This window comes from Leisingera sp. ANG1, from assembly GCF_000203975.2.
Taxonomy (GTDB): domain Bacteria; phylum Pseudomonadota; class Alphaproteobacteria; order Rhodobacterales; family Rhodobacteraceae; genus Leisingera.
On the sequence record NZ_AFCF02000011.1, the window covers coordinates 1 to 16,761 of the forward strand.

General features: G+C 68.8%; 12 protein-coding genes. 5 read left to right on the top strand and 7 right to left on the bottom strand.

The window, feature by feature from the left end; genetic code table 11:
* Positions 1-176: 176 nt before the first annotated feature.
* Complete coding sequence (locus tag GC1_RS18950) at positions 177-1,268, top strand: glycosyltransferase (RefSeq protein ID WP_237754634.1); 1,092 nt, start codon at positions 177-179, stop codon at positions 1,266-1,268.
* A 61-nt stretch (positions 1,269-1,329) separates the two neighbouring features.
* Here the strand turns inward: GC1_RS18950 and GC1_RS18955 are convergent, their stop codons facing one another.
* Entirely contained in the window at positions 1,330-2,199 is an 870-nt protein-coding gene (locus tag GC1_RS18955) for an ABC transporter permease (RefSeq protein WP_019294884.1), read from the bottom strand.
* A 91-nt stretch (positions 2,200-2,290) separates the two neighbouring features.
* Between GC1_RS18955 and GC1_RS18960 the strand changes: the two genes are divergently transcribed.
* The gene (locus tag GC1_RS18960; RefSeq protein ID WP_019294885.1) at positions 2,291-3,661 is read left to right on the top strand and encodes a sugar transporter; all 1,371 of its coding nucleotides are present in this window, start codon (positions 2,291-2,293) and stop codon (positions 3,659-3,661) included.
* Positions 3,662-3,671: 10 nt separating this feature from the next.
* Positions 3,672-4,325, top strand: coding sequence for an ABC transporter ATP-binding protein (locus GC1_RS18965; RefSeq protein ID WP_019294886.1), 654 nt, complete (start codon positions 3,672-3,674; stop codon positions 4,323-4,325).
* Here the strand turns inward: GC1_RS18965 and GC1_RS18970 are convergent.
* Complete coding sequence (locus GC1_RS18970; RefSeq protein ID WP_019294887.1) at positions 4,322-5,572, bottom strand: hypothetical protein; 1,251 nt, start codon at positions 5,570-5,572, stop codon at positions 4,322-4,324. The genes GC1_RS18965 and GC1_RS18970 overlap by 4 nt on opposite strands.
* 289 nt (positions 5,573-5,861) lie before the next feature.
* Between GC1_RS18970 and GC1_RS18975 the strand changes: the two genes are divergently transcribed.
* Complete coding sequence (locus GC1_RS18975) at positions 5,862-7,025, top strand: hypothetical protein (RefSeq protein ID WP_019294888.1); 1,164 nt, start codon at positions 5,862-5,864, stop codon at positions 7,023-7,025.
* 10 nt (positions 7,026-7,035) lie between these two features.
* Here GC1_RS18975 and glf read toward each other — a convergent pair whose 3' ends face one another.
* From glf to GC1_RS19000, 5 genes are all read right to left on the bottom strand, one after another.
* Positions 7,036-8,202, bottom strand: a complete 1,167-nt coding sequence (glf, locus tag GC1_RS18980) for a UDP-galactopyranose mutase (RefSeq protein ID WP_019294889.1) — start codon at positions 8,200-8,202, stop codon at positions 7,036-7,038.
* A 223-nt stretch (positions 8,203-8,425) separates the two neighbouring features.
* The gene (gene tagD, locus GC1_RS18985; protein ID WP_036761752.1) at positions 8,426-8,830 is read right to left on the bottom strand and encodes a glycerol-3-phosphate cytidylyltransferase; all 405 of its coding nucleotides are present in this window, start codon (positions 8,828-8,830) and stop codon (positions 8,426-8,428) included.
* Between the two features lie 265 nt (positions 8,831-9,095).
* Entirely contained in the window at positions 9,096-11,555 is a 2,460-nt protein-coding gene (locus GC1_RS22020) for a glycosyltransferase (RefSeq protein ID WP_019294891.1), read from the bottom strand.
* 56 nt (positions 11,556-11,611) lie between these two features.
* Positions 11,612-12,247 (bottom strand): sulfotransferase family 2 domain-containing protein, encoded by a 636-nt coding sequence (locus GC1_RS18995; protein ID WP_162183423.1) that lies wholly within the window; start codon positions 12,245-12,247, stop codon positions 11,612-11,614.
* A 131-nt stretch (positions 12,248-12,378) separates the two neighbouring features.
* On the bottom strand, positions 12,379-13,563 hold the full coding sequence (locus GC1_RS19000) for a DUF2793 domain-containing protein (protein ID WP_019294893.1): 1,185 nt from the start codon (positions 13,561-13,563) through the stop codon (positions 12,379-12,381).
* A gap of 271 nt (positions 13,564-13,834) precedes the next feature.
* Here GC1_RS19000 and GC1_RS22025 point away from each other — a divergent pair, with 271 nt between their 5' ends.
* Positions 13,835-16,744 (top strand): calcium-binding protein, encoded by a 2,910-nt coding sequence (locus GC1_RS22025; RefSeq protein WP_052260497.1) that lies wholly within the window; start codon positions 13,835-13,837, stop codon positions 16,742-16,744.
* Positions 16,745-16,761 lie beyond the last annotated feature (17 nt).

A 16,761-nucleotide genomic window follows, 5' to 3' on the forward strand; every position in this document is an offset into this window, starting at 1 on the left:
ACATTTGGTCCGAAGCGGACCTAAATGCCAGGGCAGGATTCCCGCCCCGGCAGCGGCGGGGAAGCGGCGTAAAGCGTTTGACAGCACCCTGTATTTATGTGCTTTCGGGCCCGCATAAGCGGCAGCAGATTCATCAGACAGGCCCGGACCGGGCCCGGACAGGCAAGGAGCATCCTTTGGCAGCAGCAGCAGAGGCCCCCGGCAGCGCAATCCCGGCATCGCCAGCCCCCGGCGGCGCAGGCCGCCTGGTGGCGGTGGTGGTGACCTACAACCGGCTGGACAAGCTGAAGGCAACGCTGGCGCGGCTCTTGGAGAGCCCGGAGCATGAGCTGGCGGCGGTGGTGGTGGCCGATAATGCCTCCACCGACGGCACCGGTGAATGGCTGGCGGCGCAGGAGGATCCGCGGCTTGATATCTGCGCCAGCCAGACCAACCGCGGCGGCGCCGGCGGCTTCGAGATGGGCATGCGCCGGGCGATGGAGGCCCACGCCCCGGACTGGCTGGCGGTGATGGATGACGACGGCCGGCCCGCACCGGGCGGGCTGGCGGCGTTCCACGGGCTGGCGATGCACCAGCAGCCGGCAGGCGCAGCAGACGGCGGCGGCTGGGACGCGGTGGCAGCGGCGGTCTATTTCCCGGATGGCCGTATCTGCGAGATGAACCGCCCCTCGCGCAACCCGTTCTGGCACGCCCGCGAGTTCCTGCGCACCCTCTTCGGCGGCGGCCGCTCCGGCTTTCATGTGCAGCCCTCGGATTACGAGGGGCCGGGCATGCAGATCGATGTCACCTCTTTTGTCGGCTTCTTCATCTCGGCGGATGCGGTGCGGCGGATCGGTTTTCCGGATCCGGAGCTGTTCATCTATGGCGATGACGGCATCTATACGCTGGGGCTGACCAAGGCGGGCGGCCGGATCGGCTTTGAGCCCTCGGTGCGGTTCGAGCATGACCTGTCGACCTTCCAGGGCGGCGCCAAAGAGCCGGCCGGGGAGAAGGCCAAGGCGGATGCCGCGCAGCGCGGCCGCTTCGTGCCGCTGTGGAAGGCCTATTACTACCACCGCAACCTGCTGCTCTTGTACCGGATGGCGGCGGGCTGGCTGTTCTGGCCGGCGCTTTGCGTGGTGCTGCCGAAATGGGCCCTGAAACTGCGCCATCACCGCGGCGCCCGGCGCGCCTTTGCCCGGCTGCTGGCGCATGCGGTGCGCGACGGGCTGCTGCGGCGCACCAGGGTGAGCCATGCACGGGTGCTGGAGCTGGCCGCCGAAGACTGACCCCCGGCCCGCGCGGCATGCGCCCCGGGCCGGGCAGGCCGGCGGTTTCAGGCGGGCGGGTTCAGCGGTTCAGGATGTCCCGGTGGTAGCGCCCGGTCAGCACCAGCCCCAGCGCCAGCAGCCCGAGGCTGCTGAGCAGCACAAACGGCACGCTGGCATAAGAGGCGGTATAGGTCGGGTAGAAGCCGGTGCGCATCAGCCCGGTGATATGGATCAGCGGGTTGAACCACAGGATGTCCTGGGCCAGCGGCGGCAGGTCCTCATAGATGAACAGGATGCCGGAGGCGATGAACAGCGGCCGGGTCAGGATCGACCAGGCGACCTCCCACAGCGGGAACAGCCCGCTGAGGACGCAGTTCAGGGCGCCCACCCCGAGGCCGAGAATCATCGCCAGGAACATCGCCAGCACCGCCGGCGGCAGGTCCAGCACCGCGCGGCTGTCGATGACGGCCAGCACCGCTCCGGTCAGCAGCAGGGTGACCAGGATGCCGGTCAGGCTGTTGAGCAGGAACCGGGCCAGCAGCGCATCAATCCAGGTCACCGCCGGGTAGCGCAGCAGCGGCCGCGAATAGCTGAGCGCCCGGGCCACGGTGTTGGACACGCTCTGGTAGAGATTGAACGGCAGGAAGCCGGTGGCATAGAACAGCAGGAAACTGGTGCCCAGCGATGGGTTGCGGATCACCAGCGAAAAGCCGACCGACAGGAACAGGATCGCCGCCAGCGGCTCCAGCACCGCCCAGAGGTAGCCGCCCGGGGTGCGCCCGTAGCGGGTCGACATCTCGCGCAGCATCAGCGCGGCGATGGTGCGCAGCGCGGCAAAGCTGCGGGCGCGCCCGGTGCCGGGACGCTGGGCAGGAGGGAAGGCCGGAGCGGCGGCCGAAGACGGGGCAGGGGACGGGGCCGGGGCTGCCGCGGATGTGGGTCGGGTCATGAATAGCCATTGTGAATATGCGCGCTGCAGGCGATAATATGAAAGAAAGACGAGGCAATTACAAACGGCTGCAGGCCGGGGTAAGCAGATTATGACACAGGATCGTCCGGCGGCGCAGCGCACAGCGGCCGCCCAATTCCGTTCTGGCCGCAAGGATGCGGACGGTAAAGGTGCCGGCGGCAAGGACACTGGCCCGGCGGCAAGGCCCGGTCCTCTTGAGCCGGAGGTGAAGATCGCCCAGCAGAAGCGCCGGATCGGCCGCCTGCTGGTCCGGGCCGAGGCCGCCGAGGCGGAGCTGGAAGCGCTGCAGCAGCAGCAGCCCGCCTATCCGATTGCCCGCGCCGCCCATATGAAGCGGCGCCACTGGGGGCTGATCGCCTCTTTCGGGCTCTTGGTCCTGCTGCCGCTGGCGGCGGCGGTGTTCTACCTGTTTGCGGTGGCCGAAGACCAGTATGCCTCCACCGCCGGTTTCACCGTGCGCAGCCAGGACAGCGCCGGCGCCAATGACATCCTGGGCGGGCTGGCCAGTTTCACCGGCAACAGCACCGCCTCCGACAGCGACATCCTCTATGAATTCATCCAGAGCCAGGAGCTGGTGGCCGCAGTGGAGGCGCGCACCGGCCTCAGCGCCCATTATGCCAGCCGCTGGCCCGGCGACTGGGCCTTTGCGCTGTGGCCCGGCGCCACGCTGGAGGATCTGACCTGGTACTGGCAGCGTGTGGTGCGGATCGCCTATGACAGCGGCTCCGGCCTGACCGAGGTGCAGGTGACCGCCTATGAGCCGCAGATGGCCCAGGCCATCACCCGCGCCATCGTCGAGGAAAGCCAGATCCGCATCAATGCGCTCAACGAGCAGGCCCGCACCGATGCGATGCGCTATGCCGAGGCCGATCTGGCGGAGGCGCTGGAGCGGCTGAAAGCGGCCCGCGAGGCGCTGACCCGGTTCCGCTCCCGCACCCGCATCGTCGACCCGGCGGCGGATATCCAGGGCCGCATGGGGGTGATGAACAACCTGCAGCAGCAGCTGGCCGAGGCGCTGATTGAATACGACCTGCTGGCGGGCACGGTGGCAGAGGGCGACGTGCGGCTGGCCAAGGCGCAGCAGAAGATCGAGGTGATCCGCGACCGCATCGACATCGAGCGCCAGACCTTTGCCTCCAGCAACACCGACACCGGCGGCGTCGGCGAGGACTATCCGACGCTGATCTCCGAGTTCGAGCGGCTGACGGTGGACCGGGAATTTGCCGAGGAGACCTACCGCGCGGCGCTGGCGGCGCTGGAGGTGGCGCGCGGCGAGGCGGCCCGCCAGAGCCGCTACCTGGCCACCTATATCAAGCCGACCCTGGCCAGCGAGGCGGAATACCCGCGCCGCTATGTGCTGAGCGGGCTCACCGGGCTGTTCCTGCTGCTGGTCTGGTCGATCGGGGGGCTGATCTATTACTCGGTCCGCGACCGCAGCTGAGGGCAGGGCGGTGATCCGGTTCGAGAACCTGACCAAGAGCTTCTGGATCAAGGGCGAGCGCAAGATTGTCATCGACAATCTGAACCTCACCCTGCCGGGGGGCAAGTCGCTGGCGCTTTTGGGCCGCAACGGCGCCGGCAAGTCGACGCTGCTGGAAATCATCGCCGGCACCCTGCGCCCCGATCACGGAAGGGTGGTCTCCGACGGCACCATCTCCTGGCCGGTGGGGCTGGCGGCCTCGTTCCACCGCGATCTGACCGGCGCCGAGAACGTCCGCTTCATCGCCCGCATCTACGGCGTCGACAGCGACGATCTGGTGGCCTTTGTCGAGGAGTTCTCCGAGCTCGGCAAATCCTTCCACATGCCGATGCGCAGCTATTCCTCCGGCATGCGCTCGCGGCTGACCTTCGGCGCCTCGATGGGGATCCGCTTTGACACCTATCTGGTCGATGAGGTGACGGCGGTGGGCGACAAGGCGTTCCGCCGCAAGAGCCAGGCGGTGTTTGCCGACCGGATGAAGCTGTCCGGCGCCATCATGGTCAACCACTCGATGAAGCAGGTGCGCCAGTTCTGCAATGCCGGCCTGGTGCTGGAGAAGGGCGAGATGCGCTATTACGAGGACCTGGAGGAAGCCATCGCCGTGCATGAGGCGATGCTGTCCTAGGGGGCAAACAGGTCTGCGGGGATCTGCCAGCCGCCGTCTGCGGCGGGGGTGATATGGCCTGCGCGCTGCATCTGCGCCAGCAGCGCCTGCCGCCGCGGGCTGCCGGCGCTGAGCCGCAGCTGCCAGAGCGCCTGGGCCAGCGACAGCGGGTTGGGCAGCAGCTGCAGGTTGGGGGTGTCGGAGCCGCAGTGGAAATCGCGCTTGGGCACCTGCCAGTTGCCGTAGTTCTCGGTCAGGTAGCGGCCGGCGTCATCCGGGCCCTGCACCTCGATGCCGGCCAGCGGATAGGATGCCAGGCCGAAGTCGGCATTGTCCCAGCGGTACTGCGAGGAGCCGTGCCACAGCAGCCCGTCCTCGCGGTAGTGCAGGAAGATATCGGCGACGGTGCCGTTGGCGTGGCGCAGCTTGTAAAGCACCGGCAGGTCGCGCCGGGCCAGGCGGCCGCTGCCATCGCGCTCCAGCCGGGTCTGGCAGGCGCTGGCAATGCAGCGGAACGGCGGGCTGCCGTGCAGCACCGCTTCCAGCCGCTCCAGATCGGTCTCCTCTGCAATCACCCCGAGGTCGATGTCGTAGTCATGCTCCAGGATCGCCTTCTCGCGCACCGCCCCCAGGAAGGTGCCGGAGAGCACAAAGGCGCGGATGCCGTTCTGCTCCAGGAGCGCCAGGGTGTCGCGCAGCGCCTGTTCGGCGCCGGGGCGGGAAAACTGCTGCTGGATCGGCGTCCCGGCGGCGGGCGGCTGGCTGGCAGGCGGCACCGGCGCGGCATCCAGCGCCCCCTGCAGGGCGGCGGCGGCGTCCTGGCGGAACAGCTGCAGGCAGCGGGGATAGTCCGGGGTGCCGAAGGCGGCGAGGGCGGCGCTGGCCGAGATCAGGCACAGCTCGCCCTGCAGCACATCCGGCGCCAGCCGGGCGGCGCGGCGGCTGAGGAAGCGGCGCAGCGCCGCCAGCTCGCGCGGGGCCAGCTCCTGGTAGAACACCGGCACCGGGTCCTGCGAGATGTCGATGCCGGGCCAGCCGCGCCGCAGGTACCAGGACAGCCGCCGCATGCCGGTCAGGAACTGGTCGCCGTGCAGCCGCCGGAACATTTCGCGCGCCAGGGCCGGGGTGCCGGTCACCGCCAGGGTGGCGCCGGCCGCGGCCAGGGCGGTGCCCCAGCGGGCGGCGCGGCCATGGCTGCGGGTCAGGAACTGGCCGGGAAACAGGGTGCGGGCAAGCCGGGCAGCGGGGCGGGAAGCGGTCAGCGTCATCGGGGAGAAAGAGGTCCTGGTGGCGGTCTTCGGGGCAGGGCAGGCGGCGGCGGCGGGGCCGCTCCGGCTGGCTAGATAGCCTGTTCCGGAGGATTTGGATAGGGGCCTGCTGCGGGCTTGCGGCGGGCCTGTTGCAGGCCTGTTGCGGGCCGGGGGAGGGGGCTGCGCGCCGGTCCGCCCGGCCGCGGCCTGCGGGCAAAGCGCGGTGGCCTTCCGCCGCGGCAATGCGTAGTATCCGGCGCGGGAAACAGCCGCGGCCCGCGCGGCGCAACAGAGCAGCCGGAATACAATGAATCAGGTCACTTTGCACATCGGCACCACCAAGACCGGGTCGACCAGCATCCAGAGCTTCATGGCCGCCAACCGGGAGCGGCTGGCGGAGCAGGGCATTCTCTATCCCCGCAGCCTGGGCGAGGTGCCCCATAACGCCATCCCGGTGTTCCTGCAGGGGCGGCAGCGGCAGACCCAGCTGCAGGAGACGCATAATATCCGCACCCAGGCGGACTACGAGAAGTTCGAGCGCCGGGTGCAGGCGGCGCTGGCGGAGGAAACCGCCGCCCATCCGGACAAGCATATCGTGATTTCCAGCGAGCATATGCATTCGCGCTGCACCACGCCGGAGCATTTCGCGCGGCTGAAGACGCTGCTGGCGCCGGCGCTGGAGGGCCGCCGCCTGCGCATCGTGGTCTACCTGCGGCCGCAGATCGACCACGCGGTGGCGCTTTATTCGACCATGCTGCGGCACGGGCTGGAGGAGGATGTGGACAGTTTCCTGGCGCGCCACATGCACCCGCCCAAACGCGGCTATTTCAATTTCCGCAAGCTGCTGGAGAGGTGGGGCCGCGAGTTCGGCCCGGAGGTGCTGGAGGTGCGCGCCTTTGCCGCCGCGAAGGGGCTGCCGCATGGGGTGGTGTCGGATTTCGCCGCCCTGCTGGGGCTGGATCCGGAGGCGCCGGGCTGGGAGCAGCCGGAGCGCGAGAACACCAGCATGGGCGTCTGGGCCGCCGGGGTGCTGCAGGCTCTGAACAGCGGCGAAACCGGGATGGAGCTGCCGCCCCATGCCGATTTCCAGCTGCGCCAGTGGCTGCGCAACGAGGTGCCGCCCGGCAAGGTGCTGCCGGGCCTGGACACCGCCCGGGCGTTCCAGAAGAGCTTTGCCGGGGGCAACAAATGGGTGGCGGCGCAGTATTTCAAGGACCGCCCCGGCGCGCTGAAGGTTGACTGGACGCCGTTTGAAACCCCGCCGCCGCAGCCGCAGCAGGATGTCAGCCCCGAGGCGCTGATCCGGCTGGCCGAAACCATGATGTATTGCGGCAAGCCCGCGCCCGAGCGCTGGGTCCGGCGCTGGTGGCGCCGCCTGTTCGGCAGCGAAGAGGAGGCGCAGGCGGCCTCCGCTCCGGCACCTTTGCCGCGTCCCGAAAGCAGCCCGTCCGGCAGCGGCTCGCCCGGCTGATGCCCGGTGCCTAGGCCAGCGGCGGCGCAAAAAACGCCGGTGCCGCCTGGCCCTTGTCCTGGCACTCCAGGAAGCCGCGCGCCGCGTCCAGCGCCTCGCGGATGGTCACATCCATGTCGAGATAGCGGTAGGTGGCCAGCCGCCCCGCAAAGGTGACGCCCTGGGTCTCCTGCGCCAGCTGCACATAAGCGGCCAGCAGTTCCTTCTCCTTCACCTGGCGGATCGGGTAGTAGGGAATGTCGCCGGGCTCTGCCTGGCGCGAGAACTCGCGGTAGAGCACCGAGCCCTCATGGCTTTCCCAAGGGCTGAAATGCTTGTGCTCGGTGATGCGGGTGTAAGGAACAGCTTCCTCGCCGTAGTTCATCACCGCGCAGCCCTGGTAGTCGCCCTGATGGGTGAAGCGCTCGAAATCGAGCGTCCGGTAGCCGAGCCGGCCCAGCCTGTAGCCGAAATAGCCGTCCAGCGGCCCGGAGTAGAACACATGATCGTATTCTGCTCCCATCTCCGGGGTGAATTCAGTCTCTAACTGGAGCGAAATGCCCGGATGATCGAGGATCTTTGCGGTCATCGCGGTATAGCCGTCCTGCGGCATGCCCTGGAATTTGTGGAAGAAGTAATTGTCGTCGTAGTTGAAGCGCACCGGCAGCCGCTTCAGGATCGAGGCAGGCAGCTCTGAGGGGTGCATGCCCCATTGCTTGAGGGTGTAGCCCTTGAAAAACGCCTCATAGAGATCGCGGCCGACAAAGCGCAGCGCCTGCTCTTCGAAGGTCTGCGGATCCTCGATCGAGGTGTCGGCCTGTTCCTCGGTGATGAAGTCATGCGCCTCTTCCGGGCGCAGGGTCTTGCGGAAGAACTGGTTGATGGTGTGCAGGTTCACCGGCAGCGAGAAGACTTCCTGCGCGCCCGAGAGCCCGCGGGTGGTGGATTTCACCCGGTTCTTGTAGGGCAGGAAGGCTGCGAACCGGTTCACATAGTCCCAGACCTCGGTGTCGTCGGTGTGGAAGATATGCGGCCCGTAGACATGCACCATCACGCCGGTCTCCGCATCGCGCTCGGTGTGGCAGTTGCCGGCGATGTGGGGGCGCGCGTCGATCACGGTGACCTGATGGCCGGCCTCGGCCAGCTGGCGGCCGATCACCGCGCCCGACAGGCCTGCGCCTACGCAAAGAATGTTCATGGCGGTTCTCCGGGTCCGGTCCGGGCGCTGCCGGCCCTTGCGGCCCTATTGTGCCGCAGGCGGCGGCGGATGTCATACGGCTGTCATGCTCTGCGGGTTAAGTGCCCCGGAAAGCCGCCGGCAGGGCGGCAGGGCACAGGAGGCGGCAGTCGGGGAACAGCAGGCATACCACGGGGTCCGCCCGCATCCGCTGCGGCCGGGGCAAAGCCGGGCGGCGGCGGGGTTATTCGGCAGCGGTGCTGAGCCCCTGCATCTTGTTGCGGATCATCGTGCTGGAGATTTCCGGCGTGCGCGGCATGTAGATGACCTGGCAGAGATCCGACAGGAAATCGAATTCGCCGGTCCAGTCATCGCCCATGGTGAAGACGTCGATATTGTGGTCCTGCACGTCCTGGCGCTTCTGCTCCCAGGTGTGCTCCGGAATCACCAGGTCCACATAGCGGATCGCCTCGAGGTCGCGCTTGCGCTCCTCCCAGGAGAATTTCGAGGTCTTGCCCTTGAGCTCGTTGAACTCGTCGGAGGACAGTGCGACGACCAGGTAATCACCCAGTTCCCGGGCCCTGCGGAGCAGGCGGATATGTCCGAAATGAAGGGTGTCAAAAGTGCCGTAAGTAATCACACGCCGCATTAATAACTCCATATTCACACGCCCCGTGCCGGAAATCTGTTTTCCGGTCCGGTCTGGCTGCAATTCCGCTTTCCCGCCGGGGCCTGACTGCTCGTGCCGGGATGCCTCTCTTAGCTGTGGAAGCGTTGATAGCCGGTTAAGCGGCCTTTGGGTAGACCCCGGATCAATTTAGCCCGCCAGCCGCGGCCGGCAGGCCGCATTCTGCCGCTGCCGGGTCTGTGCAGGCCTGTTTCCGCCCGGTCCGGAAAGGGGCCGGGACGGGGGGTCAGGCCGGCGGCAGGCGCTTGGGGGTGAAGCCGAGAATGCGGTCGAAGAAATCCTGCAGCGCCGCCTCGCAGTAGCGTTCGGCGTCGAAGTCGGCGCCGCTGATCCGGCCCTCGATGAAATGGCGCATGCCCTCGGCAACCCCGTCGACGCTGGGCGGCACCAGGTGGCCGTACTCGGTGCCCAGCACGCTGCGGGCGCCGGGGATGTCGGTGGCCAGCACCGGCTTGCCCAGGGTGAGCGCCTCCAAGAGCACCATCGGCTGGCCTTCGTAGTCGGAGCTGAGCAGGAAGCAGCTGGCGCGGGCGATCACCGGGAAGGGGTTGCTGACATGGCCTGCAAAGATCACCAGGTCCTCGACGCCGCAGTTGCGCGCCTCTTCCTTCAGTTCCTCCTCCAGCGGGCCGGTGCCCATGATCACCAGCGCCGCCTCGGTGCCTTCGGCGCGCAGCCGGGCCAGGGCCTGGATCGCCCGGTCCTTGGCTTTCTCCGGCGACAGCCGCCCGGCCATCACGAAGACCGGCTTGTCCTGCGGCAGCTGCAGCTCCAGCTCCCGCGGCAGCGGCGCCTGCGCCCGGGTCCGGATCTGGTCCGGGCGGATCACGTTGCGCACGGTGAGCGCCGCCTCCGGCGCGGCGTAATAGGCGGTGAGATTGCCGGCATTCACCTGCCGGGTCTCATCCGAGACGCTGGCAATTGCGTCATACCATTTGTAGGTGGCAAAGACGCCGTTGAGGATCGCGAACCGCTTGTCGGCCTCCGAGCGCATGTCGTTGTGCTGGTAGATCGCATGGCGCTTGGCCGGCAGCATCGCCATCAGCAGGCTCCAGTAGCGGGCATAGCCGCTGAAATCCACTGCCGCGTCAAACTCCATGTCGCCCGCGAGCCGCCGTGCCTCGCGGCGGAAGACGGCGGTCACCGCGGCCTCATGCTCCGGGTTTTCAAAGCCGTTCAGCGTATAGAACTGCTCCACCTGGAGGTTCTCTTCCGGGCTGCGCAGCATGGCGCCGGCCCGGTGGATCAGCCGCACCCGCGGCCCGGCCCGGCGCAGGTTGGCGCGCAGCTCTTCGGATTTCTCCAGCGGCAGGCCTTCGGTCAGCACATAGATGTCGAGGTCGAACTCCTGCAGCGCCGCCAGCAGGTTCAGCATCGAGGAGGTGATGCCGTTGTTCTTCCAGCCGCCGCCGAAGAAGGCGACCCGGGGCCGCTGGCGGCTGCGCGGCGGCACCGGCCCCTTGATGGCCTCCAGCGCGCGGGCGCTGGCCTGGCCGTCCTCCAGCGGGAAGAACTGCGCCTTGGCCGCCTCAAACTGCGGCAGCGCATCGGCGCGGGTGCCATCCTGGATGGCGTCGATCACCTCGCCGGGGCGCATGCACAGCTGCGCGGGCAGATCCTCAAGGCTGGCATTGAGGCCGCGCAGCTCTTCGTATTCGGCGCGGTCGTAGACATAGAGGATCAGCTGCCGCCCGGTGGCCAGGTAGTCGAACATGATGCTGGAATAATCGCTGACCAGCACATCCGCGGCCGCCATGAAGCGGTTGGTGGACATGCCGGCGGGCACTGCCTTGGCGTTTTTGGCGCGGGTGCCGGTGAAATTGTGCATCTGGGCAAAGACGGCGTATTCTTCCGGGTCCAGCCCGTTCAGCGCCGCCAGCAGCGCCTCCAGCATCGGCGCCTTCTTGTCGGCCTTGCCCAGCTCGCCGCGCCAGGTCGGCGCCACGAAGATCAGCTTCTGGCCGTCGCTGAGACCCAGTTCGGCGCGCAGCGCATCGCGGTCTGCGGTCAGCGTCTCATCCACCCGCGGCGCGCCGATGCAGCTGAGCCGTGCGCCGACGGCCTCCTGCACATCCGCAGCCCCCAGCAGGGCATCGGCGGTGAAGCTGTTCTGCAAGAGCACATGCGAGGCCTGCAGGAAGTTGCGCTGGCTGTTGCGGTGCACGGTCGGGCGCAGGGCGTCCTCGTGCTTGAACATCCGCTTCAGCGGCACCCCGTGCCAGGTGTTGACATAGGACTGCCCGTCGCGGCGCAGGTACCAGGTCGGCAGGGTGCTGTTGGAGATGATCGTGCCGGCGGTGGCCAGCAGCTGCGCATACTCCGCCGAGCCCGGCGCCACGAAGCGCACATTGGGGTGCTCCCGCAGCGCGTCCGGCGCCAGGCCGGGCTTTTTCAGCGACCAGACATGCTGCAGCCCCTGCTGTTCCGGATCCTCCAGCAGCGCGTCGAAGATGGCGCGCGGGCTGCAGTTCATCGAGCTGCCGTGGAAGCTTTCATAGAGCATCACCCCGGGCTGGACCGGATCGTTTTCCAGCGCCCGGATGAAATGGGTCTCAGGCGCCTTGCGGGGGGCTTCGGTCCGGGCCCGGTAAAAGGCCCCGATCCTGCGGCGCAGCCCGGCGGGCATGTAGGTGCTGGTCCAGTAGAACCGGCGGTAGGCGCTGCGCAGGAGGGGCTTCAGGGTCATGGGGGCGGATCCGGGTCAGGGGCAGGTCAGGGGGCGGCGCGGGGAGCGGGCGGGGGTCAGGCGGGGGAGCTGATTTGCAGATCCTTCGGCAGCTGCTCCGGGTCATAGCCGAAACGCTCGAAATCCGCCGCATAGAACTTGCGGATCCTCTGCAGGGTCTGTTCGGTTGCGCTCAGCGTGTCGCGCTCGGATTTGCGGGCGTGGTGGATCTCGAGGGCCTCCGTGTCCAGGCCCAGATGCTCAAGCCCGGCCCGCACCGGGCTCTCCAGCCCGTCTTCGAGACGGAACACCTCGACGCGGGCGCCGATGAATTCGCCTTGCGGCCGGATGTGGTTGTCCAGGATGAAGCTGTCCTCGCCATAGCGCTTGAGCTGCCGCCGCACCCAGGTGTCGAAATCCGGCAGTTCCCGGGTCTTGGTGAGCACCCGGCGCCAGCGGTATTCGCTGACCATCCGGGCCATCGGGTGGCGGACCACCGCAAAGGCGTAATCGTAGAACCCCGCAGGCAGCCAGTGTTTCAGCACTTCCCAGTGCATGTGCTGGGGGGTGGCGTTGGAGTAGCCCAGCCGCTTGTGGTACTTCAGCGCCTGCGGTGCGCCCGCGGCCTTCAGCACCTCTTCCACCGTAGAACCGCCGGTTTTGGGAATATGGACAAAGAGAATGACTTTATCGCCGTTCCGGTAAAGGGGCATGCAGTTGCGGCCTTCTGTTCTGGAGTCGTTTTCTGCGGGTGTCATAGCCGGCGCGGCAGGGGTTTCAAACCCGAAAGGCAGGCGCTGCGGCAGGAGCGCGTATATTGGCCGCGGACCGCGTCCCGCAGGCCTCAGCGCACCAGCCATTCCTCGAGGTCCGGACCTGCCTGCCGCATCCGGATCCAGCCCGGGGCCGCGGGCTGGCCCTGGCGCAGGCGCAGCTTGCCCAGAAGCCCCGTCAGCGCCCATTCCGGGCGCGCCTCCCGCGGCACATAGGCCCGGGAGGCATCATAGGCGGGGTTCTCCTGCGGGTTACCGTCCGCATCGCGCAGCAGGGCGCCGTAGGCATCGCGCAGCCAGCGGTGCTTCCAGCCGTCCATGTCGCCGTCGCCGATCACCGCCGGATTGGCGCTGATCACGCCGAACGGCGTCTCGCCGGCGTTTGCGGCGCGGATTTTTGCGCCTTCCAGCACCACGGACAGCCCGCGGCGGTCTTCGCCCGCAGGGTTGCCGTCAGCCCATTCGAACCATTCTGCGTAATCGGCGCCGCCGCCGGACCAGGCGCCGGAGCAGCTGCCGTTGCCGTCTGATCCCAGCCGGAAATCGGCGCCGCCGCCATCACCGGCCAAGAGGTAATCATCGCTGCTGCCCCGGATCTCCAGATGCGCCGCCGGGCTGGCGGTGCCAAATCCCGCGCGCCCGTTCGGCTTCAGCGCCAGGGCGGTGCTCCAGCTGCTGCCATCATCCGACAGTTTCACCGCGAAGTCATTGCTGCCCGCCAGCCCGATCTCGGCGCGGCCGCTCCAGTTTGACTGGAACAAGAGCGAGGCGGTCTCTGCGCTGGCGGATTTGTTGATCTTGAGCTGATGGCCGGCGCCTGCGTGGCTCAGCAGCGTTGCCGGGCCGGAGACCGCCAGCGGGTTGGCGGCATCACCCGCGGTGCCCACCCCGAGGCGGGTGAGGTTCTGGGTGTCCGCCGGCGGCAGCACCCAGGCGCTGCCGTCCCAGACCCTGAGTTCCTGTTCCGCGGTGCCCCAGGCGCGCCAGCCGGGGCGGGGGGTGAGGAACAGCCAGCCCTCGCCCTGCCAGACGGCAATGGCATGGGGATGGCCGGCCCAGGCGCCGGCGGGGCTGGCCGACAGCACATGGGTCTCGCCCGGGGCGGGCGCGGCGGGGGGCGTGGCGGCATCAAACCCTTCAGCGCTGAGCTGCACCAGCGCGTCCAGCATCTGCAGCGCTTCGTTGTGGGTCACATGTTTCTGCGCCTGGGAGGGCATCAGGTAGGGCAGGGCGAGGATCGGCGAGGCCTGGGTCATCGGCGGGGCTCCGGCATGGGAAAACGGGATCGCCGGCCAGAGTGCCAGAGCCAGGTCAAAACGGCGCTAACGGGGCGTACGCAGGGTACGCAACACCCCCCTGCGGGGCCCGCGCGGTCCCGCTCTGTTCCCGACTTAGTCCCGGCCTGTTCGCGCAATTGTTCTCAATCTGTAAACAATGTCCCCGGTTTTGCCCGATTTGCCGCCCGCTTTGCGCCGCCCGGCCCCGCCAGTCTCGCCCCCGGGTTCTGCAGCGCATGGGAGCGGCACAATGGCACTGGCATTCACGGGACGGTTCGGCACCGGCGACATGATTTTCGGCACGGATCTGCGCGATCTTGAGATCGCGGTGCAGGACGGCCAGGCCACGCTTTATGCCATCAGCGGCATGAACGGCGGCATCAGCCGCTGGCAGCTGCCGGGCAATGGCGGGCTGCCGCAGCTGGCGGGCCAGCAGCTGCACAGCCAGGCGTCCTTGCGCACCGGCAGTTTCGAGCTGGCGGAGATGGGCGGCGGTGTGCGGCTGGTGCAGGAGCACGCGGGCGGCGGCCTCAGCTATTATGCCCTGGGCAGCGGCGGCAGCCTGGGCAGCCGCCAGCAGGACAGCCTGGCGGCTGCAGATGCGGGCGGGCTTGGCGATGCGGCGGTGCTGCAGCTGCAGGGCGGCCGGTCGGCGCTCTATGCGGTCGGGCAGTCCGGCGGCGGATTGCAGGGCTGGCGGCTGGATGCGGATGGGACTGTGCAGGCGCAAACCGGCGCAGCCGGCGGCGCGGATGCTTACCAGCTGGATCCCGCGGCGCTGCTGGCCGCGGTTGAGACCGCGGGCGGGCCGGTGCTGCTGGCAGCCGGCGCCGGGGGCTTGCGCGGCTACAGCGCGGATGCGGCGACCGGCGCGCTCACCCCCGGGGCGGTGCTGGGCGCGGAGCAGGGGCTTTCGGTCTCGGGCATCACCGCGCTGGAAAGCTTTGAGACGGATGGCAAGGCCTGGGCGCTGATGGCGGCGGCGGGCAGCAGCTCGCTGACGCTGGTGGAGGTGGATGCGGCGGGCGGGCTGCAGTTCCGGGCGCAGCTGCAGGACAGCGCGATGACCCGCTTCGGCGGGGTGTCGGCGCTGGAGGTGGTGCAGGCGGAAGGCCATACCCTGGTGCTGGCGGCGGGCAATGACGGCGGTCTCAGCCTGTTCACCCTGACCCCGGGCGGCGCGCTGATCCATCTGCAGAGCCTGGAGCATATGCCCGGCCTGGGGCTGCAGAATGTGACCGCGCTGGAGGCAGTGGCGGCACATGGGCAGCTGCAGGTCTTTGCGGCCTCGGGCGCGGAAGACGGCATCAGCCGGTTCACCCTGCCGCTGGCGGAGCTGGGCGTTGTGCGCCGGGGGGAGGCAGGCGATGCGCGGCTTGATGGCAGCGCCGCAAATGACGTGCTGGAGGGCGGCGCAGGGGCGGCGGATCTTTATGGCCATGCCGGCGATGACGTGCTGGTCTCGGGCGCGCAGGGCGGTGAGCTGACCGGCGGCGCAGGCGCTGACATCTTTGTCATTACCCCGGGTGCAGAGGCGGTGACGGTGCGCGATTTCACCCCCGGCGAGGATGTGCTGGACCTGTCGCTGTTCGAAGGGCTCTACAGCCCGGCCCAGCTGCAGAGCCGCGGCCGCAGCTTCGGCATCGACCTGGAGGCCGGCGGCACCAGGATCGCGGTGGTGCAGGCGGGCGGCGGGCGGCTGGAGCTGGAGGATGTGTTCGGCCCGGCGCTGCACTTCCAGTTCCCGCAGCGCCAGGGACTGGGCGATACCCTGCCCGGCGGCGGCTACTACGGCGGCAGCGGGCATGATGTGCTGGAGGGCACCGGCGGCCGCGATGCGCTTTACGGATGGGAGGGCAACGACCGGCTGGACGGCAAGGATGACCGCGACACGCTGCTGGGCGGCAGCGGCAATGACACGCTGCTGGGCGGCAGCAGCGGCGATGTGATGCAGGGCGGCAGCGGCCGCGACAGCCTGGCGGGGCAGGACGGATATGACTGGCTGTGGGGCGGCAGCGGCGATGACAGGCTGCTGGGAGAGAACGGCTATGACAAGCTGTGGGGCGGCACCGGTGCCGATATGCTGGACGGCGGCGCGGGGCATGACCAGCTGACGGGGCAGACCGGGCGCGACACGCTGGCAGGCCGCGACGGCGATGACCGGCTGGCCGGCGGGCGCGACAACGACGTGCTGCGCGGCGGCGCCGGCAATGACACGCTGCTGGGGGAGAGCGGCGCGGATTTCCTGGCCGCCAGCAAGGGCGATGACCGGCTGTACGGCAGCAGCGGCAACGACACGCTGCGCGGTGAGGCCGGAACCGACAAGCTGTGGGGCGGCACCGGAACGGACCATCTGGAGGGCGGCGATGGCGACGACCAGCTGTGGGGCGGGGACGGCAATGACCGGCTATGGGGCGGCGAAGGCGCCGACATGCTGGACGGCAGCGATGGCCACGACCGCCTGGCCGGCCAGACCGGGCGCGACACGCTGGCGGGCGGCGAGGGCGATGACCGGCTGGCCGGCGGGCAGGACAATGACGTGCTGCTGGGCGGCAGCGGCGATGACACGCTGCTGGGGGAAGGCGGCGCGGATGATCTGGCGGCTGGCGGCGGCAATGACCGGCTGTACGGCAGCGGCGGCAGCGATACGCTGCGCGGCGAAGGCGGCGCCGACAAGCTGTGGGGCGGCAGCGGCACTGACCGGCTGGCCGGCGGGCGCGGCAATGACGTGCTGGATGGCGGCAGCGGCGATGACACGCTGCTGGGGGAGAGCGGCGCGGATTTTCTGGCGGCTGGCAGCGGCGATGACCGGCTCTATGGCAGCAGCGGCAATGATACGCTGCGCGGCGAAGCCGGGGCGGACCGGCTGTGGGGCGGCACCGGCGCGGACCTTCTGGAGGGCGGCAGCGGCAATGACCGCCTGGCGGGCGGCGAGGGTGCCGATGTCTTTGTCTTTGCCGGCAGCCACGGCAGCGATACGGTCACCGATTTCACCCCCGGCCTCGACCGGATCCGCCTGAGCGGCACCGGCGCGGACAGTTTTGCGGATCTGGAGATCCGCCAGGCCGGGGACGGTGTGCTGGCGGACAGCGGCAGCGGCTGGATCCTGCTGGAGGGGCTGCGCCCGGATCAGCTGGCGGCGGATGACTTCCTGTTCTGAGCAGGCCGCCGGCCGCC